A 17,235-nucleotide genomic window follows, 5' to 3' on the forward strand; every position below is an offset into this window, starting at 1 on the left:
GATTCGGTTTGGGTTATAATGTTGAATGGAGATGATTCGAGGATTTTGGACATTTTTTTATTATTTTGGTTTAAAGGAGTTTATTCAATATGATGATTGAGATATTTCAGGACTTAGTGTGTCCTTGGTGCCGCATCGGTAAGAAGAATTTGATGGATGCCCTTGAAGGGTTTACAGCTGAACCTGTTGAGATTCATTACCGTGCCTATCAGCTTGATCCTTCGACGCCAATTGAGGGTGAGCATTTTGAGACGCTTATGCGAAATAAGTTTCGTGCGGATGAGAGCAAGTTACAAGCGATGCTTGAGCAAGTGACTCAAGCTGGACAAGCATCAGGTTTACATTTTGATTTTTCACAAGTAGAGAAAATGCCGAATACGTTAAAAGCGCATCAGCTCATTGCGATCGCACCTGAAGAAGTCAAAAAGCAGCTTATTGACGACTTGTTTAAGGCTTATTTTGAGGATGGAAAAGATATTGGTGACGTGAAATTCCTGCTTGAAGCTGCAGGGCAACTGGGTATGGAGCCGCAGCAAACGCTCACTCGACTTCATGCTAAAGAGGGCTTGGAGCAGGTTGAGGATGATCTTGCTTTTGCAAGTCAGGCCGGTGTAACAGGTGTCCCATTTTTCGTTATTAACCGCAAATATGCTTTAACCGGTGCTCAACCAGCTGCTACGTTTATACAAGCACTTGAGCAAATTAGTGCAGAGGGCTCAAGCGAAGCTTGAACTAAAGTTAATTAACGCCCGACATCTCCAACAAGGAGATTCGGTTTTTTAAGCTGATAAATAGGAGTTTTACAAATGACTACTTTACTTAAGGCACTCAAGCAGTTGCCTACTCGCGCAATGATTGTGATTCTTCCTTTTGTTTTGATGTATATGGTTGAATATTTAGAAAGGGGCTCATTTAAGGAGCTTCATCATTGGATTACGACTTATCCTTTAGCTATGGTGCTTGCTTATTTCGTTGTTGGAGCTTTGTATCTGTTTCTTATCGCGGTGTCTGGACGTGTTAGGCTGTCGTTTTGGCTCCTTTGTGCCATTTTGTTGCCATTAGGAGCGATTAGCGGCAGTAAGTTAAAGGCGATTGGTTCGCCTTATTATCCATGGGATCTTTATTTTAATAACCAACTCATGGAGTATAAGAAGTTTTTGAGCGACTATTTAACTAACTCTATTATTGGTTATACCCTCTTATTTCTTGTTGTTGTGGCTTGTCTGTTTCATCTCATTTTGCGAAAGCATAAATTGAGGTTTAACTGGATCGAGCGCAGTATATATGGCGTTATTGCTATTGTTATGGCGACGAGTTTGTATATGGATAAGCCTATTGCTTTCACGAAACTATACGGGGTGTACACGGTTCCCTGGGACCAAACGATTACTTATGATGAGAATGGTTATTTGTACGCATCGGTGCAGATGTTGAACTTTCTGAAAGTGGCGAAGCCAGATGGTTATAGTAAAAAAGCAATCACAACCCTACTGAACCAAATCCCAGAGAAAGCTGCTGTGAATGAGAAAAAGCCGAATATCATCGTCATGCTGGGGGAGTCTTTTTTCGATCCAACAACGATGAAAAACGTAACTTTCAGCCGCGACCCTATCCCGCATTTGCATGCAATACAACAAAAATACACTAGCGGCAAGATGCTGTCTCCGCAATTCGGCGGAAGTACAGCTAATGTTGAGTTTGAGGTTTTGTCGGGGAATTCGATGCGTTTTTTCGGGAAATCACCTGATAAAATTATCCCTTATATTGAATATATGAATCACGGTGTGGATTCCTTAGCGAGCATTACAACAAGACAAGGATACACAGCAACTGCGATTAATCCTTTCTTTAGTTATTTTTTTGATAGCAGAAAAGTATATAAGCATCTTGGTTTTTCGAGATTTATTTCAAGTGAATATTTCCCAAATGATTTCTCAGGACCGAACTATGCAGATCGTGCTGTTGTTAACAAAATTATTGAGGAAACCGAAAAAAGTGTTGGACCTGATTTTGTTTTTGCCAATACGATGGAAAATCATCATCCCTATCCTCCTGGGAAGTTCAGCAAGAATACGATTCAGGTTGCTGGAGATATTTCAGCAGAATCTAAGAGCATTTTAGAAACTTACGCACAAGGTATCACTGCCACAGATCAAGCCCTGCAAGATCTCGTTGATTATTATTCTAAAAAATCGGAGCCAACGATTATCTTGTTTTTCGGGGACCATTTCCCCTTCTTCGAGGAGGATTATAAAGTTTACCGCGATGCCAAATATGTGCTGCCTGATGACCCTGATCTGTATACGAAGACACATTACACGCCTTTTGTGATCTGGAACAACTTCGTGCCTGCCGATCAAGAGAGGCTGAATTTGACCTCAAGTCCATCATTTTTAGGACCGATGTTACTGAAATTGGCTGGTGTACAAGGTAGTTATTATACGGATTATTTGTATGATTTGTCTAAAAAAATACCTGTTATTCCACCGCAAGATATGTGGTCCAAATATAACATTCAGGAGAGCGATCTCGCAGGTTATGAGAAGCTGCAGTATGATATTCTCTTTGGAGGTCGTTATGCATATGCAGCCAAAGGCTATAAAGATACGATCGTTCAGCCTTCTTACACACTTGGATACGGTGATCCTGTGATTTCAAAGGTCACACGAACTGACAATAAAATTCTGGTAAAAGGAACTCTTTTTTTCTCCTCCTGTAATGTGTATGTTGATGGGCAGGAAGTGAAATCTAACTTCGACGGAAAAGATACCTTATATGTTGATATGACAGCGAATCCTTCTATCGAACCAGATAAACCACATCAAGTCGAAGTGCGAGTATACGATGATAAAAAGATGAAAATTGGTCAATCCAACCTTTATCCGATGCCATCGTCATGACGAAAGCCCCCTATGAATAGGATGAAGGATATCCTACTCTTAGGGGGCTTTTTGTGTGGTGATGACCATTCCACCAGCTCATGTTCATTTCTTCACAACGATGACTTCGGAAGATTTAGGACACCATCATCTTTTGCGACTGTACACATTCAGTGTGAACGGGTCCTCTTATGATCAGCATGTTCATCAATACCAAGGAATTTCTGGGATTAAGTATGGTCATTATCATGCTTTTTATGGCGTTACAGGACCGCCAATTGCTTTAACTAATGGTGATCATATTCATTTCCTCCAAGGTGTTGTAGATTTAAATCTGTATAACACCGGCAGAAGAGGCGCATTGGTTAAATCTGCTGAAATGGAAGGGTTAATTAGGCAGCTGCATCAACATACTTATCAAGGCTATTCGAGAACTGGCATTGGTTATGAACCTTGGTGACAGCTTACTTTGTTTCAATATGAATGGCCCAGTGGAAGGTAAAGGTAGCCCCCGCCTCTAAGGCTTGCGCTCCAGAGAGCTTGGGTGAATATGATTCATTGAACACGTTCATGATGCTTGTGTAAGGCTCTAGGGAGACGGCTTGCGACCATGGCGCTGTGAACAGCACATGAATCGGAAACTTATCTCCCATCTCAAAGATAAGCTTTGTACCCCGAGCTTCATATTCTAGCTCGCATACTTGCGGTCCTGGCGCGATGCTGAGCATCTGAGAGCCGCCAGGGTAGCCAGGCAGCGAAGAGACAATCGCGCCCTTCTGTAAGGCCGCTGTGAGCGCTGTCGGCACAGGCTCACCAGCCGCATACCCACCCGCGGTAAGCGGCCATTCTGCCGCCGCGGGGATGGTTACTCGCACGCGATCTGCTTCGCCCTCCGCGAACGCGAAGTACGGGTGAAAGCCAAGCGACAGCGGCATGGAATCGCCGCCTCGGTTGGCAATTTCACCGCTGAGCGACAGCGTACCGTCCTTCAGACGGTACGTGAAGCGGAAGCATGCGGCGTGTGGGAAATACGCCAGCATCTCCGGGGTCTCCGCGATGTCAAACTCCGCGGAGACATAAGCCCCGCCAGCCGCGTCAGCGCCGCTGGCGACGACCTTCCACGGCCGCTCGCGCAGCTGGCCGTGGGCGTGATCAGGCTCCCGATTCGCCGGGAGCCGGTATTCGCGGCCACCGAAGGTGAACGCCGCATTTTTGACGCGCCCCGGCGGGAACAGAATGGGCACGCCGTAGCGCGAGGAATTGACGCGAAGCTCCGACAAGTCGACGGGCTTCGCGATGTAACTGTGGTTCCGCACATCGAAGCGGAACAGGTGTAGACCGACGGCCGGAATAATTTCGGCCACGGCCTCATCTTGATGGTCGACGAGTCTTATCGTCGACTCTCCTTCCCATTCGCTATGTATGAGTTCGTACTGGCACAATGATAAATCCCCCTTAGTAATTGTCGTGACGAATCGTGACTTGGTTTGTTCGTTTAAAACGATTTCGTGTTTGATAATAGTTATAAATCATTATGATGCCAAGTACAAGAATTACGCTTGTAATCAGACTCCCTTCTGCCCCGAATGCGCCGCCTGAAATAACCATAGAACCTTTCGACTCTGTCGTTATAAGTGATGACATGGGAATACCTGAAACGTCAAAACCAAATAGGCACCCTTGCATGAAATTCCAGGCTAAGTGCAGCCCCACAGGCATCCATAGACTACCCGTGTACTCACGGCACAAGCCCATCAAAAGCCCTGCCAACAAAATATTGATAAAGGGAAACGCCGTATTCCACATCCCTGGATTAAAGCTATGCAGCAGCGCGAAAAAAATGGTAGATACCCCAACTGCTACTTTGGGTCCGAAGCGATGTTTCACAATGCCTTGTAAATACCCGCGTGCAAATAATTCCTCATTAATCGCTACTCCAATAAAGAGAAGAAAACTTCCTCCAATCTCGATCCCCTTCGCTAGACTCCATTCCACATTTACAATCTGGATACCACCGAACAACCAAATACCTACGCTGCTTAAAGTAATTAATAAGCCTCCCCAGGCGAAGCCTTCTCCTAAACGACGGCCTAACTTTACAGTATGCAGCCCTAAAGACCAACCTTTTTTTCTCTCAAATAAATAAAAAGCAAGATAAACACCACTAATAAAGCCTGCAATTTGTGCCCATAAGGACGCCTTAATAAAAAAGGGATTACTCGTGACTGCCTCCATGCTTACAATTAACTCAGGATTAAGCCTCACTGCCAAGACAGCAGCGGCTATGGAAAGAATGACAGTGATGACGATGATGAAAATGATGGTTAACAGTACTTTTCCCACGATCCGGAGGATTGGGAATGATTTGCTCTTCTTCACTTCGATATGGCTACACTCCTCTCATACACAAATAATTCGAGAAATGATGCCCTAATCCTCCCATTTATTAGTAAGGAAACTCTTGTGCAAACGATTACCTCATGCCACAATAGTACTAACAAAACGACTCGAATGACGGAGGAACACATGCTTTTTGTCCTTTTTGCATTATGGTTCATCGCATCAGGTCTTCTTATTGTAGACCCCACTTCCCGTACGATGCGTTGGATGAGCGCAGTCGCTTTTACTGGCGGTTCAGGTGCCTTAGCCGCCGTCATATCCGCGGATGTCATCCCATATTTCCAACAAACATCACCAAATCCGTCGCTGAGTGCCTTATTTTATCGTATTATGGGCACCTGCTCATTGCTTTCCTACTATGGCCTACCATACTCATTCGCGATGCTATCCTTAGCCTATCATTCAGCTTGGCTAAAGCCTCTCCTGCGAACATGGTTACCACTTGGATTGCTAATACCGCCTATCGCTTGTCTGATCTTATTGCCAGGGTATACCGAAGAAATGCCCATAGACTTCCGTGTCGTGGCAATTTGGGCCTTCCCTTACATTCTCATTGGTTCCGTTCTGATTGTACTTAAAAAAGAACATCTCCCGGCTATGAAACGTACTCATTTGTTCACATGTCTTGCCCTACTCCCGCCAATTCTTTGTGTTGGCGTTCTCAATTATGTCATGCCCAGCTTTGGATTTTATCGATTATGGATCTATCACGTGTGGATTTTGGCAGTTGTGGTCCCTTTTTTTGTATTTACGTTTTTCAAATACGGTTTTCTCGGCATTCGACTGCTCATTGAGCGCCGTAAGCTGGATTCCACGCTCCGCGCTATTACATCCGGAACCGCTATTCTTAATCACGCTATCAAGAACGATGTTGGAAAAATGCGCTTATTCTTGGAAAAAATGAAGCAGCACGCCGAAGATACTCATCAAACCGAGCTCATTCAGGACATTCATGTGGTGATGAAAGCATCGAGGCACATCCAAGATATGATTAGCCGCGTACATGAACAAACACAAGAACTTCCTCTGCGCGTTTCACAGGTGAATGTACGTCAATTGATTCTGGATGTCATAGAGCCTCTGGAGGCTTCCTTGGGATCGATTCAAGTTCAACTAGAGCTGTCGGATACACTTGAACTCCGTCTTGATCAGATCCAAGTTGCTGAAACATTAACAAACATCCTGATGAATGCCATCGAAGCCATGAGTAGCATCGGCGAACTATCCATTAAAGCTTTTTCCAGCAAAAAAAATATCGTACTTGAAATCAAAGATACGGGGATCGGGATGGAAAAAGCAATCCTTAAACAAGCCGTTGAGCCATTCTACACCACCAAAACAGGCAATCGGAATAACTTTGGACTCGGTCTGGCGTATTGCTACAGCGTTATGAAAAAACACGGAGGACGCTTGGAAATCAGCAGTGAACCCGGCAAAGGTACAAGTGTTTATTTAACTTTTCCAGGGCAGCGATAGAGAAGAAAAAGAGAGGAAGTTACAGGATGGAAACGATTCGCATATTCATCGTAGAAGATGATCTTGATTGGCTGCGCGGTCTTACGGATTATCTGAATCGTCAAGGGGATATGACTGTCGTGGAGAGCCGATCTACAGCAGAAGAAGCACGCGCGTTATTTACACAAGCAGCACCTTCTGCTGATGTCGTACTCATGGATATTATGCTTCAAAATGAACCAGCTGGCATAGGACTTGCGGAGCAAGCCTTTTTGTTATGGGGAGCTAAAGTTATTATGCTTACCTCAATGGAGGAAAAGGACTTTATTTTTCGTTCCTTCCAAGCAGGGGCAATCGACTATCAAATTAAGTCGCGTTTCGAGGAGCTCCCAGGTATTATTCGGGCGGCACATGCTCGCCAATCTGCGATTAATGCAGCAGTTGCTGAACAGATGAGGGAGGAATTCCGCAGACTCAAACGGTTGGAGCAGCAATTCAAAATCAAAGAGGTACGCGGTCTCATCACCCCAACGGAGCTCCAGGTGCTTGATATGATCGATCAAGGCCACACCCAGACCGAGATTGCGAATCGGTTCTTTATTTCATTACGAACAGTGAAAATTCATGTGGGTCATATTCTGAAAAAGCTGGGAAGTCCGAGCAGCAAGGATGCCGCTCAGCAGCTAAGAAATTTAGGTCTTTTTGAGCGAGGTCCTTCTCACAAGGAAAAGGAAAATGAGAACGAGAAATCCGACTAGTGGATATCTCGCTTCTTGAATCTTCCGCCTTTGACATCGTGGATATTGCCTACCGCAAGAAATGCTTTGGAATCCAATTCATCCACAATGGATTTCAGCTTGGCTTCCTCCAGCCGCGTGATCACACAGAAGATGACCTTCTTGTTATCACCGGAGAAGCCGCCTTCTCCTTCTAGATAAGTTACACCGCGTCCTAAACGATCCAGGATCGCGTCCCCGATCTCTCTAAAATTGTCGCTAATAATCCACACGGATTTCGACTCGTCAAAGCCTTCGATGGTGACATCAATCATTTTATAAGCAATAAAATAGGCAATCAAAGAGTACATCGCACGGTCCCATGTGTAGACAAACCCTGCACTTCCGAGAATGAATAGGTTGAAAAACATGACAATCTCGCCGACGGAAAATGGAATTTTCTTCGATACAAGAATCGCGATGATTTCTGTTCCGTCCAATGATCCTCCAAACCGGATGACCATCCCCACACCAATACCGAGGATAATCCCGCCAAATACCGCGGCTAACAAGGGATCGTTCGTTAGCTCCTTCACAGGATGCAGCAAGGCCGTGCCTGTTGACATCACCAAAATAGCGAAAAGCGTAGATAAAGCGAAGGTTTTACCAATTAATTTATACCCGATGAATAAGAAAGGAATATTTAATAATGTCAAGAACACCCCGATTGGCCCTTGTGTCAAATAAGATAAAATAATCGAAATTCCCGTAATGCCCCCATCAATAATCCGATTAGGTATCAAGAAAATTTCTAACCCTACTGACATCAACACTGCTCCTATGAATAAGAACAATCCACGACGAAAAAACGCACTTTTTGTCATTTTTCGATGTTGAAGCTGCATAGCTGCTTCTCTCTTTAGTTGCATTTGTTCTTTTGCCATAATCGAGTCCCCTCCTATCTTGTTTTCTCTTTATAAGTATTCTTGATATAACCACCAATTTCCTGCATTCTATCTTTTATTTCATAGAGATACCATCGAATAATGTCGAAATGCATGGTATAATATTAGGTATTCCAAGGACTATTAACTTATTGTAAACAGGAGAATCTATGAAACAACACATTGAACGATTGTTATTGGTCATTCGGCCAAGACTGCCCCTTTTATTTCTTGCAGTAATTCCTGTTCTGATCATGGAAATTTTGAGCCGCGGGAACTACATTGAAATGATGACATGGAGCTACAAGCATGTTCTCGAGCTTCTTTTCAATGCATGGATCGTTGTAAGCCTGCTGTTGTTATTCATTGCAATCATTGGGCGTACGCGAATCGCTTATTGGGTGATTTCCGGTTTTCTCATTATCTTAGCCCTCATTAGCGGCGTGAAGCTCAAAATATTAGGCGTGCCTCTAACGCCTTGGGACCTAGTTGTAGCGGGCGAAGCCTCCGATATGGTGAAGTATTTATCCAACATTTTGACTTTCAATGTATTATCTGTCATTCTCCTGTTCCTTGTCGGCAGTTACTTCATTCTCTACCGTACAACCATGTTTATTAAAAAAGTAGCCTTAAAAGAACGAGGAATTCTAGCTGGAATTGGTTTAGTTATGTTTTTGGCCGTATATACGGACCTGCCTTTACCTGTTCAGAAGTGGTTCGGGATCGAAGCAGCTGTCTGGAATCAAGTTCAGAACACCAAAACAAATGGTTATGCGCTTGCGACTGTTTTGAACACCAAAGCCATGTTCTCGGATAGCCGTGAAGGCTATGATGATAAAGCGGTTGAGGCCATTGTGAATGCTTCACCCAAGCCACCTATTAAAGCTGGAGATTCAACAACGCCAATTAAACCGAACGTGATTGTTATTCTTAGTGAAGCTTTCTGGGATCCAACCGTTATCCCGGGCGCTAAGTTCAGTAAAGATCCGATTCCTTTCTTCCATAAACTGCAGAAGACTGGAACGAGCGGAACGATGCTTTCACCACAATACGGCGGCGGAACAGCCAATGTTGAATTCGAGGTTCTTACGGGGAACTCGATGCGCTTCTTACCACAAGGATCCATTGCTTATAATCAATATATTTCAAATGAAGTCGATTCATTAGCGAGCATTTATGCGCGTCAGGGTTATACGTCAACAGCTATTAGTCCTTTTTATAATTGGTATTTCAACAGTAATAAAATTTATCAAGACTTCGGCTTTTCCAAATATATTCCGATTGAATATTTCAAACCAACGTATTCCGGTCCTTATATCGCAGATAGCGAAGTTGCTGCTAACATTATTCACGCGACTGAGCAAAGTGCAGGATCTGACTTCGTCTTTGCGAATACGATGGAGAATCACTTCCATTTCTACCCTGGCAAGTTCCCGAAAAACACCTTTGATGTATCGGGCAATTTCTCCCCATCTTCGATTGGGATGCTTGAAACACTCGCACAAGGTATTAACGGGTCCGATAATATGTTGAAGGAACTAGTGGAATACTACGAGAAAAAAGGGGAGCCTACGATTATTGCCTTCTGGGGAGATCACCTTCCAGCCCTTGGCGATGATTACGCGACGTATATAGATACCAAATATATTAGTGGCAAAGATGACCCAGACTTCTTGAAAAAAATGTACAGCGTTCCGCTAGTCGTTTGGAATAATTTTGACACAGAGCGCAAAGATAATTTGAATATTAGCCCCTCTTTCTTAGGTCCTTATCTGATCGAATTATCAAAGCAACAAGGTAATTATTATACAAACTTCTTGTCTGAATTGGCTAAAAAGTATCCTGTTATTCCACCAAAGGATCATTTCGGTGAAATGAACATTAAGGAAGAAGATCTGAAGGATTACGAAACGTTGCAATATGATATTCTTTTCGGAGAGCGACACGCTTACAAAAACTATCTAACACCGATTATTGATCCTAAATATATGCTTGGTTTCGGGCCAATTACCTTAGATAAAGTAGAAGCGAATTCACAAGATATTTCAGGACGCAGTAACGTAACCCTAACGGTAAAAGGTTCGAATTTTCCACCCCTTGGATATGTTACCTTAAACGGTAAACCTTTAGTTACAACGTGGAAAGATGAACATACCGTTACGGCCTTGGTTGATGGACCTTTACTTAAAACTGGACTTTGGGATATCCAGGTGAACGTGAAGGACTCCAAAGAAACGATTGTTGGCAAGTCAAACTCTGTATCCATTGATATTGGTGGACGTTAAAAGCAAGCTGTTATTAAAGCCCCTTATTCTCGCTCTGAGAATAAGGGGCTTTCTATGTCGCGTTGGCGCAAGGCAAAAAAAAGCTCACCCTCTTGGGATGAGCTTCTTCGCTAAATTAGGCAACTCGCCATGCCTTACAGATTAATAATTTTGCCTGTAGCTTCCGATTCGAACGCTGCAAGGATAACCTTCAATGCGCGGTAGCCCTCTTCACCAGAGATGCGAGGCGGTTGGTTATTGATAATGCTTGTAACGAACTCGTCAATTACACCGCTAGCTGTTTGTTTTTCGTTCGTTGCTACTTGACCCACTTTATAACGCTCAACTGTACCGTCACGAAGTTCAACGATAACTTGATCGTTAGGATCTGTATCGATTTTGATAACGCCATTCTCACACCATAGAACAGTGGAGTTGTCTTGGCCTTTGTAATAAGTCCAGCTCGCTACGAGGGAACCTGTTGCACCACTTTTCATACGAAGCAAGCAAGTCGCGTTATCATCAACGTCTGTACCATCCTTGTGAAGGGTACCTACGAAAGCTGCAACTTGTGCAACTTCGTCAGCAAGCAACCAACGGATCAGGTCGGATTTGTGTACGCCTAGATCGCCCATTGCGCCCATAATGGCTTCTTCCTTGCGGAAGAACCAGCTCTCGCGACCATCCACGCTCCAGCCCTCAGGACCTGGGTGACCGAAGGATGTGCGGAAAGTAAGTACTTTTCCAAGTTTACCGGATTCCAAGATTTCTTTCGCTTTCACGTGCGGAGGCATTAAGCGTTGGTTGTGACCCACCATCAAGAATACGCCATTTTTCTTCGCAGCTTCAATCATTGCTTCAGATTCAGCAGCCGTTGTTGCCATCGGCTTCTCAACTAGTACATGCGCACCAGCGTTTGCCGCGGCGATGGAGATTTCAGCGTGAAGATAGTTCGGTGTACATACGCTAACAGCGTCAACTTTTTCGGCGTTCAACATATCAACATAGTTGCTGTATGCTTTTCCGCCATGAAGCCCAGCGTAATGTTCTGCTCTTTCGATGATCGGATCTACGAAAGCAACGAGCTCAACGTTTGAGCTTGATGCGTATTCGGGGATATGTCTATGTTTCGATATGGAACCACAGCCAATGACGGCTACTTTAATTTTACTCATGTGATAAATGCTCCTTCAGCTTATAAGAATGAATAATGAATTAGTTATGAACGTTTAAGTAGTGCTCTTTCACCCAGTTAAAGCTGTTTTCAATACTTGTTAAAGGTGCTTTCTGGCAGTTATCCTGTTCAACAACAAGCCACTCGACACCTGCTTGCTCAGCAGCCACAATCACTTTCTCTAGTGGAACATCACCTAAGCCCAACTCCAAAGTAACCAATTTACCTTCAGTATCCTTCGTGAAATCTTTGAAATGAACTAAAGGAAGGCGACCTGCATATTTGGCAATGTAAGCAAGTGGGTCCTGACCTGCGAATTGTACCCAACAAACGTCCATTTCAACTTTAATCGCATCATTATTCGCATACATTGCATCGAAAACAAACTCATCTTCCACTTTGAAATGGAATTCGAAGTCATGGTTGTGATAAAGGAACTGCAATCCTTGTTTTTGCGTCTCAACAGCGAGTGCCTGGCACTCAGCAATTAGCGATTTCCATTGCTCTACAGACTCACGCTCTTCAGCAGCAACATAAGGACAAATCGCATATGTAGCACCGATTGTTTTCAAGTAATCGATCTCACCTTGAAAATTATCACGGAATTTTTGTAAGCTAACATGGCTTCCGAAAGCTTTCAAACCAAGCTCATCAAGCAGCGCTTTTAGCTTGTCAGCAGGCATATCATAATAGCCAGCAAACTCAACGCCTTCATATCCTAACTTCGCAACATGGCGAAGTGTACCTTCCATATCACGTGCCATATCATCTCTCAATGTGTACAATTGAAGACCAATTCCTAAGCGTCCCATTTGTTCTCCTCTTTTCTCATAGTGAAATCGATATTAGTAACTACGAATAAGTATAATCGAGATTAGCCTAATATGACCATTCACGATATAATTAAAACATCTCTTATTTGGCTACGAAAGGCGAAATCACATGAAAGCTGAACTATTAACTTGTGGGTATTCTTTTCATATGGATCCGTTTTATGTGAGTACCAAATCCGGTCTCCAATCTTATCTTTTTCGATTACAAACGGAAGGCTCCTCCGAAGCGCTTGTTGACGGACACATGATCCCAATAGAAGCAGGCCACCTTCTCCTATTTAAACCGGGAGATCCTTATGAGCTGCGCATTGAGCACGATCATACGCATCCTGACGGAAAAATCGCCAGTGGGGATTACTACTTATTTTGTAAAGGCGACTGGATTGATGCCTGGTGGAAACGCAACAACAAACCAACCTGTATGCGGATTGACCTCGATCCTCGATTAATCTCGCTATGGCGGCAATTAAGTCTAGAAAAACGCAGAATGGAAGATGAGAATGCCGAGCTCAGCGGTTATTTGCTCCAAGCGCTATGCCTGTATCTCGAGCGAGCAGCTACAGAAACCGTCTCCTTGCAGGGGCGTCCATTCACAGGCACACGCATGAAACGATTCATTGAAGCACATGCAACGGCCGCATTCAAAATCGAAGATGTCGCAGAACATGTAGGACTTAGTATCTCCCGAGCTGTTCATTTGTTCAAAGAATATTTTGGTAAGACGATGATCCAATATGCTACGGAAGTACGCTTATCAAGCGCGGTGGAGCGTATGCATGATAGCTCTATGTCCTTAGAACAAATTGCGCTAAGCTGCGGCTTTGGCTCCTATCCCTACTTTCATCGTGCATTTAAACAGCGCTTCGGGACTTCGCCCAAAGCCTATCGACAAAACATGCAGATAACATAAGTCTGTTTGATGAAATTCACACAATATTCAATATTCACGCTAATACTATGAAACAAATTCCGCCGCTGAATCGTATTATCTATATACGAACTTACATAGCATTCTCTTATTTGTCTTAAAATTGTAAAACTATTTTAAGGTTCTATTAATAATAATCCGATATGCTAGTACTATATCCAATTCTTAGGATGGTGGAACTCATGAAAATGTTTATTACGATTCATAACAAACCCGTGCCCGTATACTCCGATGAGAAAAATAAAAAGAAATTCAATTTACTGAAGTCTGCACTTGAGGCCAAAGTAACCAAAGGAAGAGCAACGCTCAAGAAATGCTTGGACTCCATCATTAGCATCGAAATCGTCGGGTGCGAAGCGATTCTTCATTCTTTAAATGAACGTGATTCGCTAGCTCTATCACTCTATTAAAAAAAGCCTGAAATCCACTGATGACGGATTTCAGGCTTTTTTTCATAAGTACTTCTGTTCAACCACGTTCTGGTGATGCTGAGCATGCCCAGCGATCACATAAGCGAGTGCGCGGGCAGAAATTGCGTACGTGTTCGCAGTTCCTACTCGAGTCCACGCCGGTTCTGATATCGTAGGTAAGAGCGCTAAGGTAGCTTGTCGTACTGCTTGAAACTCCTTAATTAAATCTGTCAATGCCACTTCATCAAAGGACGTATTCGCGATGAAAACATCCTGATCAAAGCCAGGTAAATCTGTTGTATCTCCGCGAGCAATGCGCAGCAGTCTGTAGCTCATAATCCGCTCCGTATCCGTAATATGAGCGATAACCTCTTTCAGACTCCACTTTCCAGGCGCATAGCGAGACAGTGCATGCTCCTCACTTAATTGTGAGAATAACGATACAAGCGCCTTTTCTTGACTGTTTAGTATGGCGACATAATCACCTTCGGGCACCAACCCGATATACCCCGTATAGTAGGATGAATATTCGTCATGACTTGGTCGTTGCAGCATGATGCTTCGTCTCCCTTCCCTCACGCGAAAATAATTTGAATTACTCTATCATATCGCAAATGGCTCCAAAAATGAATATGCTTACCAGATTACTTGTGCGAAAGCTCCATCTCCCCTCGTATATTTCACTAGAAACGATTTTCTGTGGTATGTACAATAAATAGAATTATCTTTTTTGCTGTATACATTTTTACATCTGATTGTTGTAGATGCTACAAAAAGTAAGACAGGGCGGAACGAGCCGTCGTAAGCTCATCATTTACCAGAGCATCTGGGGATTGACCGCCGCCATGCGTCGGCGTCACAACGCGCGACCAGGATCCGCGCGCGTTGGCGTCCAAGAAAATGTTCTACAACGCTCATCTTTTGACGTTTAATGCCCCCACTCTCCTACAAGGAAAGTGGGGGCATTTTGGTAGTTCGATTACTGATGCTTGGCCTCCAGCAGCCAAATCTTGCTCTGGAAGTCGCCATGGAGACCAGCGACAGGAAGACCGGCGTATAATAGATGATCGCCGGGGAAAAGACCTTTCGAGCCTTCGATATGATAATCGAAGTCAGGATTGAGTCCCTTGAGACGCAATGTCTTCAGTGGCGCATAGGGTTCAGCAAGCACACGGACGAAGACGACCATTGCTTGTGTCTTGTCCTCGGAGACAATCATCCACGCGGTATCGTTCCCCTCGAACGGGCTCAACAGGCGATACATATCGCCAAATTGCACAAGTGGTCGAATTTGTTTGTAGTCGGCAACTTGACGTTTGACGAGCTCTTTCTCTTCATCAGTGAACTTCGTCAGATCCAGCTCATAGCCGAAGTTGCCAGACATCGCGACATGACCGCGGGTTTCCAAGGACGTAATGCGATGAACTTGATGATTGGGCACCGCGGATACATGAGAGCCCATGGAGCTAACAGGGTATACGAGACTAGTCCCATATTGGATTTTCAAACGGCACACGGCATCGGTATTATCGCTCGTCCAAGTTTGCGGCATGTAATGCAGGATACCTGGGTCGAAACGACCGCCGCCGCCAGAGCAGCTTTCAAACAAGATATGCGGATATTCGGCTGTGATAGCTTCCATTACGCGATACAGGCCAAGCATGTAACGATGTGCCGTCTCTCTTTGCCGTTCAGGCGGCAATGCAGCGGAGCCAATTTCGGTCATATTCCGATTCATATCCCATTTGACATACGTGATTGGAGCACTGCTCAAGATGTTACGAAGCATAGTCATCACGCCATCACATACATCTTCACGTGAAAAATCAAGAATCAGCTGCCCACGACCTTCGGTACGTCGACGATCTGGCACATGCAGGCACCAGTCGGGGTGTTCACGGTACAAATCACTTTCTGGCGATACCATTTCAGGCTCGAACCATAGGCCAAATTCAAGCCCCAGCTTGTTCACGCGCTCTACCAAATCTTCAAGCCCGCCAGGAAGCTTCGCCTTATCGACAACCCAGTCCCCAAGTGACGTCGTGTCGTCATTTCTTTTGCCAAACCAACCATCATCAAGTACGAAAAGCTCAATACCAAGCTCTTTACCAGCACGAGCAATACTCTCAATTTTATCCGCGTTAAAATCGAAATACGTCGCTTCCCAGTTGTTGACTAGGACAGGTCGTACACGATCTCGGAACTCACCGCGGCAAAGTCGCGTACGGTATAGTCGGTGGTAGGCTCTGGACATATCGCCAAGCCCCTTACTGGAGTATACCATCACAGCTTCCGGTGTTTGGAATTGCTGACATGGCTCTAACAGCCAGCTGAAATCAAATGGATTGATACCGATGGAGACACGTGCAGTTCCAAACGGATCCACTTCCGCATAGGCTGCAAAGTTACCGCTATAAACGAGGTTAAAACCAAACACATCGCCATATTCTTCATTTGCATCCTTGGAGAGCAAAGCAACGAACGGATTATGCTGATGACTGCTTGCGCCGCGGCGACTTTCTACCGTCAATTTACCAGGAGCCAGTGCTCTTCTTTCAATATGACGCTCGCGCGACCAACTGCCTGAGAGTTGTAACAAATCCCAATCCGCATGGGAGTAATCCACGCTCATACTTAAGGCACGCAGCAGCCTGAGATTAGCCGTACCCTCGTTAACGAAACGGACAGAACGAGTGATTGCCGCATGACTAGCGAAAATCGTATAAGATAGAATGGCTCGCAAGCCAGCTACTTTGTCAACGAGTTCAATTTCTAGTGTTTCGGCTTCATCATCAATTTCTACATATGTAGATGGCAAGCCCGCTAATACAGGCTTTCCTGACACAATACGGTGCTTGTCATAGACAAGCTCAGTGATCGTAGAACCATTTGGAAGGGCCACTTGATAAGCAGGCTCGCGAAAATCGCTTGTCCCATAAGCAGGATATTCCTGTGGTAGTGTATCAAAGGAGATCTTTCTATTTTCCTTCACTGGATTCGGACTAAAAGAAGCACGTTCCGTATATTGAATAACTGAGCCTAGTTGACCAGACCTGATAGGACGTCCCCAGTATACGTGGGCTGGGTAGGATGCGTTAACTAGTTGAATCACATAGCTCATGTGCTTATTGTGCAAATGGAAGATACCTTCTGCTTGTTCAAAAGAAATGGTCATTATGAATCCCTCCTACTGTCTATTATCGTATCCTATAGGGAACAAAACCATGGAGAA

General features: G+C 44.4%; 16 protein-coding genes. 8 read left to right on the forward strand and 8 right to left on the reverse strand.

Annotation, left to right across the window (positions count from 1 at the left end; genetic code table 11):
• Window positions 1-89: 89 nt before the first annotated feature.
• The 3 genes from AC58QC_RS14260 (at window position 90) to AC58QC_RS14270 (ending at window position 3,339) form a co-directional block, all read left to right on the forward strand.
• The gene (locus AC58QC_RS14260) at window positions 90-731 is read left to right on the forward strand and encodes a DsbA family oxidoreductase (RefSeq protein ID WP_497415786.1); all 642 of its coding nucleotides are present in this window, start codon (window positions 90-92) and stop codon (window positions 729-731) included.
• Between the two features lie 75 nt (window positions 732-806).
• Window positions 807-2,900, forward strand: a complete 2,094-nt coding sequence (locus AC58QC_RS14265; RefSeq protein WP_497415787.1) for an LTA synthase family protein — start codon at window positions 807-809, stop codon at window positions 2,898-2,900.
• Window positions 2,901-2,961: 61 nt separating this feature from the next.
• Entirely contained in the window at window positions 2,962-3,339 is a 378-nt protein-coding gene (locus tag AC58QC_RS14270; protein WP_497415869.1) for a YmaF family protein, read from the forward strand.
• Window positions 3,340-3,343: 4 nt separating this feature from the next.
• Here AC58QC_RS14270 and AC58QC_RS14275 read toward each other — a convergent pair whose 3' ends face one another.
• On the reverse strand, window positions 3,344-4,243 hold the full coding sequence (locus tag AC58QC_RS14275; RefSeq protein ID WP_497415870.1) for an aldose 1-epimerase: 900 nt from the start codon (window positions 4,241-4,243) through the stop codon (window positions 3,344-3,346).
• A 91-nt stretch (window positions 4,244-4,334) separates the two neighbouring features.
• Window positions 4,335-5,258 (reverse strand): CPBP family intramembrane glutamic endopeptidase, encoded by a 924-nt coding sequence (locus AC58QC_RS14280; RefSeq protein ID WP_497415788.1) that lies wholly within the window; start codon window positions 5,256-5,258, stop codon window positions 4,335-4,337.
• Between the two features lie 147 nt (window positions 5,259-5,405).
• Here AC58QC_RS14280 and AC58QC_RS14285 point away from each other — a divergent pair, with 147 nt between their 5' ends.
• Window positions 5,406-6,755: an ATP-binding protein gene (locus tag AC58QC_RS14285; protein WP_497415789.1), complete on the forward strand. Its 1,350-nt coding sequence runs from the start codon at window positions 5,406-5,408 to the stop codon at window positions 6,753-6,755.
• A 26-nt stretch (window positions 6,756-6,781) separates the two neighbouring features.
• Window positions 6,782-7,492, forward strand: coding sequence for a LuxR C-terminal-related transcriptional regulator (locus tag AC58QC_RS14290; protein ID WP_497415790.1), 711 nt, complete (start codon window positions 6,782-6,784; stop codon window positions 7,490-7,492).
• Here AC58QC_RS14290 and AC58QC_RS14295 read toward each other — a convergent pair.
• Window positions 7,489-8,355 carry a YitT family protein gene (locus tag AC58QC_RS14295; RefSeq protein ID WP_497415871.1) on the reverse strand — a complete coding sequence of 289 codons (867 nt, stop codon included), beginning with the start codon at window positions 8,353-8,355 and terminating at the stop codon, window positions 7,489-7,491. The genes AC58QC_RS14290 and AC58QC_RS14295 overlap by 4 nt on opposite strands.
• A gap of 209 nt (window positions 8,356-8,564) precedes the next feature.
• Between AC58QC_RS14295 and AC58QC_RS14300 the strand changes: the two genes are divergently transcribed.
• Window positions 8,565-10,679 carry an LTA synthase family protein gene (locus AC58QC_RS14300; RefSeq protein WP_497415791.1) on the forward strand — a complete coding sequence of 705 codons (2,115 nt, stop codon included), beginning with the start codon at window positions 8,565-8,567 and terminating at the stop codon, window positions 10,677-10,679.
• 134 nt (window positions 10,680-10,813) lie between these two features.
• Here AC58QC_RS14300 and AC58QC_RS14305 read toward each other — a convergent pair whose 3' ends face one another.
• The gene (locus tag AC58QC_RS14305; RefSeq protein WP_497415792.1) at window positions 10,814-11,833 is read right to left on the reverse strand and encodes a Gfo/Idh/MocA family protein; all 1,020 of its coding nucleotides are present in this window, start codon (window positions 11,831-11,833) and stop codon (window positions 10,814-10,816) included.
• Window positions 11,834-11,873: 40 nt separating this feature from the next.
• Complete coding sequence (locus tag AC58QC_RS14310) at window positions 11,874-12,644, reverse strand: sugar phosphate isomerase/epimerase family protein (RefSeq protein WP_497415793.1); 771 nt, start codon at window positions 12,642-12,644, stop codon at window positions 11,874-11,876.
• Between the two features lie 130 nt (window positions 12,645-12,774).
• Here AC58QC_RS14310 and AC58QC_RS14315 point away from each other — a divergent pair, with 130 nt between their 5' ends.
• Together AC58QC_RS14315 and AC58QC_RS14320 are read left to right on the forward strand one after the other, a co-directional pair.
• The gene (locus tag AC58QC_RS14315) at window positions 12,775-13,575 is read left to right on the forward strand and encodes a helix-turn-helix domain-containing protein (protein WP_497415794.1); all 801 of its coding nucleotides are present in this window, start codon (window positions 12,775-12,777) and stop codon (window positions 13,573-13,575) included.
• A 200-nt stretch (window positions 13,576-13,775) separates the two neighbouring features.
• Complete coding sequence (locus AC58QC_RS14320; protein ID WP_028554145.1) at window positions 13,776-14,003, forward strand: hypothetical protein; 228 nt, start codon at window positions 13,776-13,778, stop codon at window positions 14,001-14,003.
• 42 nt (window positions 14,004-14,045) lie between these two features.
• On the opposite strand, the gene AC58QC_RS14325 is transcribed toward AC58QC_RS14320, so the two are convergent.
• The 3 genes from AC58QC_RS14325 to AC58QC_RS14335 all read right to left on the reverse strand — a co-directional run bounded on the left by AC58QC_RS14325 (window position 14,046) and on the right by AC58QC_RS14335 (window position 17,178).
• Entirely contained in the window at window positions 14,046-14,558 is a 513-nt protein-coding gene (locus tag AC58QC_RS14325) for a DinB family protein (RefSeq protein WP_497415795.1), read from the reverse strand.
• A gap of 212 nt (window positions 14,559-14,770) precedes the next feature.
• Complete coding sequence (locus AC58QC_RS14330) at window positions 14,771-14,899, reverse strand: hypothetical protein (protein ID WP_497415796.1); 129 nt, start codon at window positions 14,897-14,899, stop codon at window positions 14,771-14,773.
• An 83-nt stretch (window positions 14,900-14,982) separates the two neighbouring features.
• Window positions 14,983-17,178 (reverse strand): alpha-galactosidase, encoded by a 2,196-nt coding sequence (locus tag AC58QC_RS14335; RefSeq protein ID WP_497415797.1) that lies wholly within the window; start codon window positions 17,176-17,178, stop codon window positions 14,983-14,985.
• Between the last annotated feature and the right edge of the window lie 57 nt (window positions 17,179-17,235).

The organism is Paenibacillus sp. J22P51 (assembly GCF_059692215.1).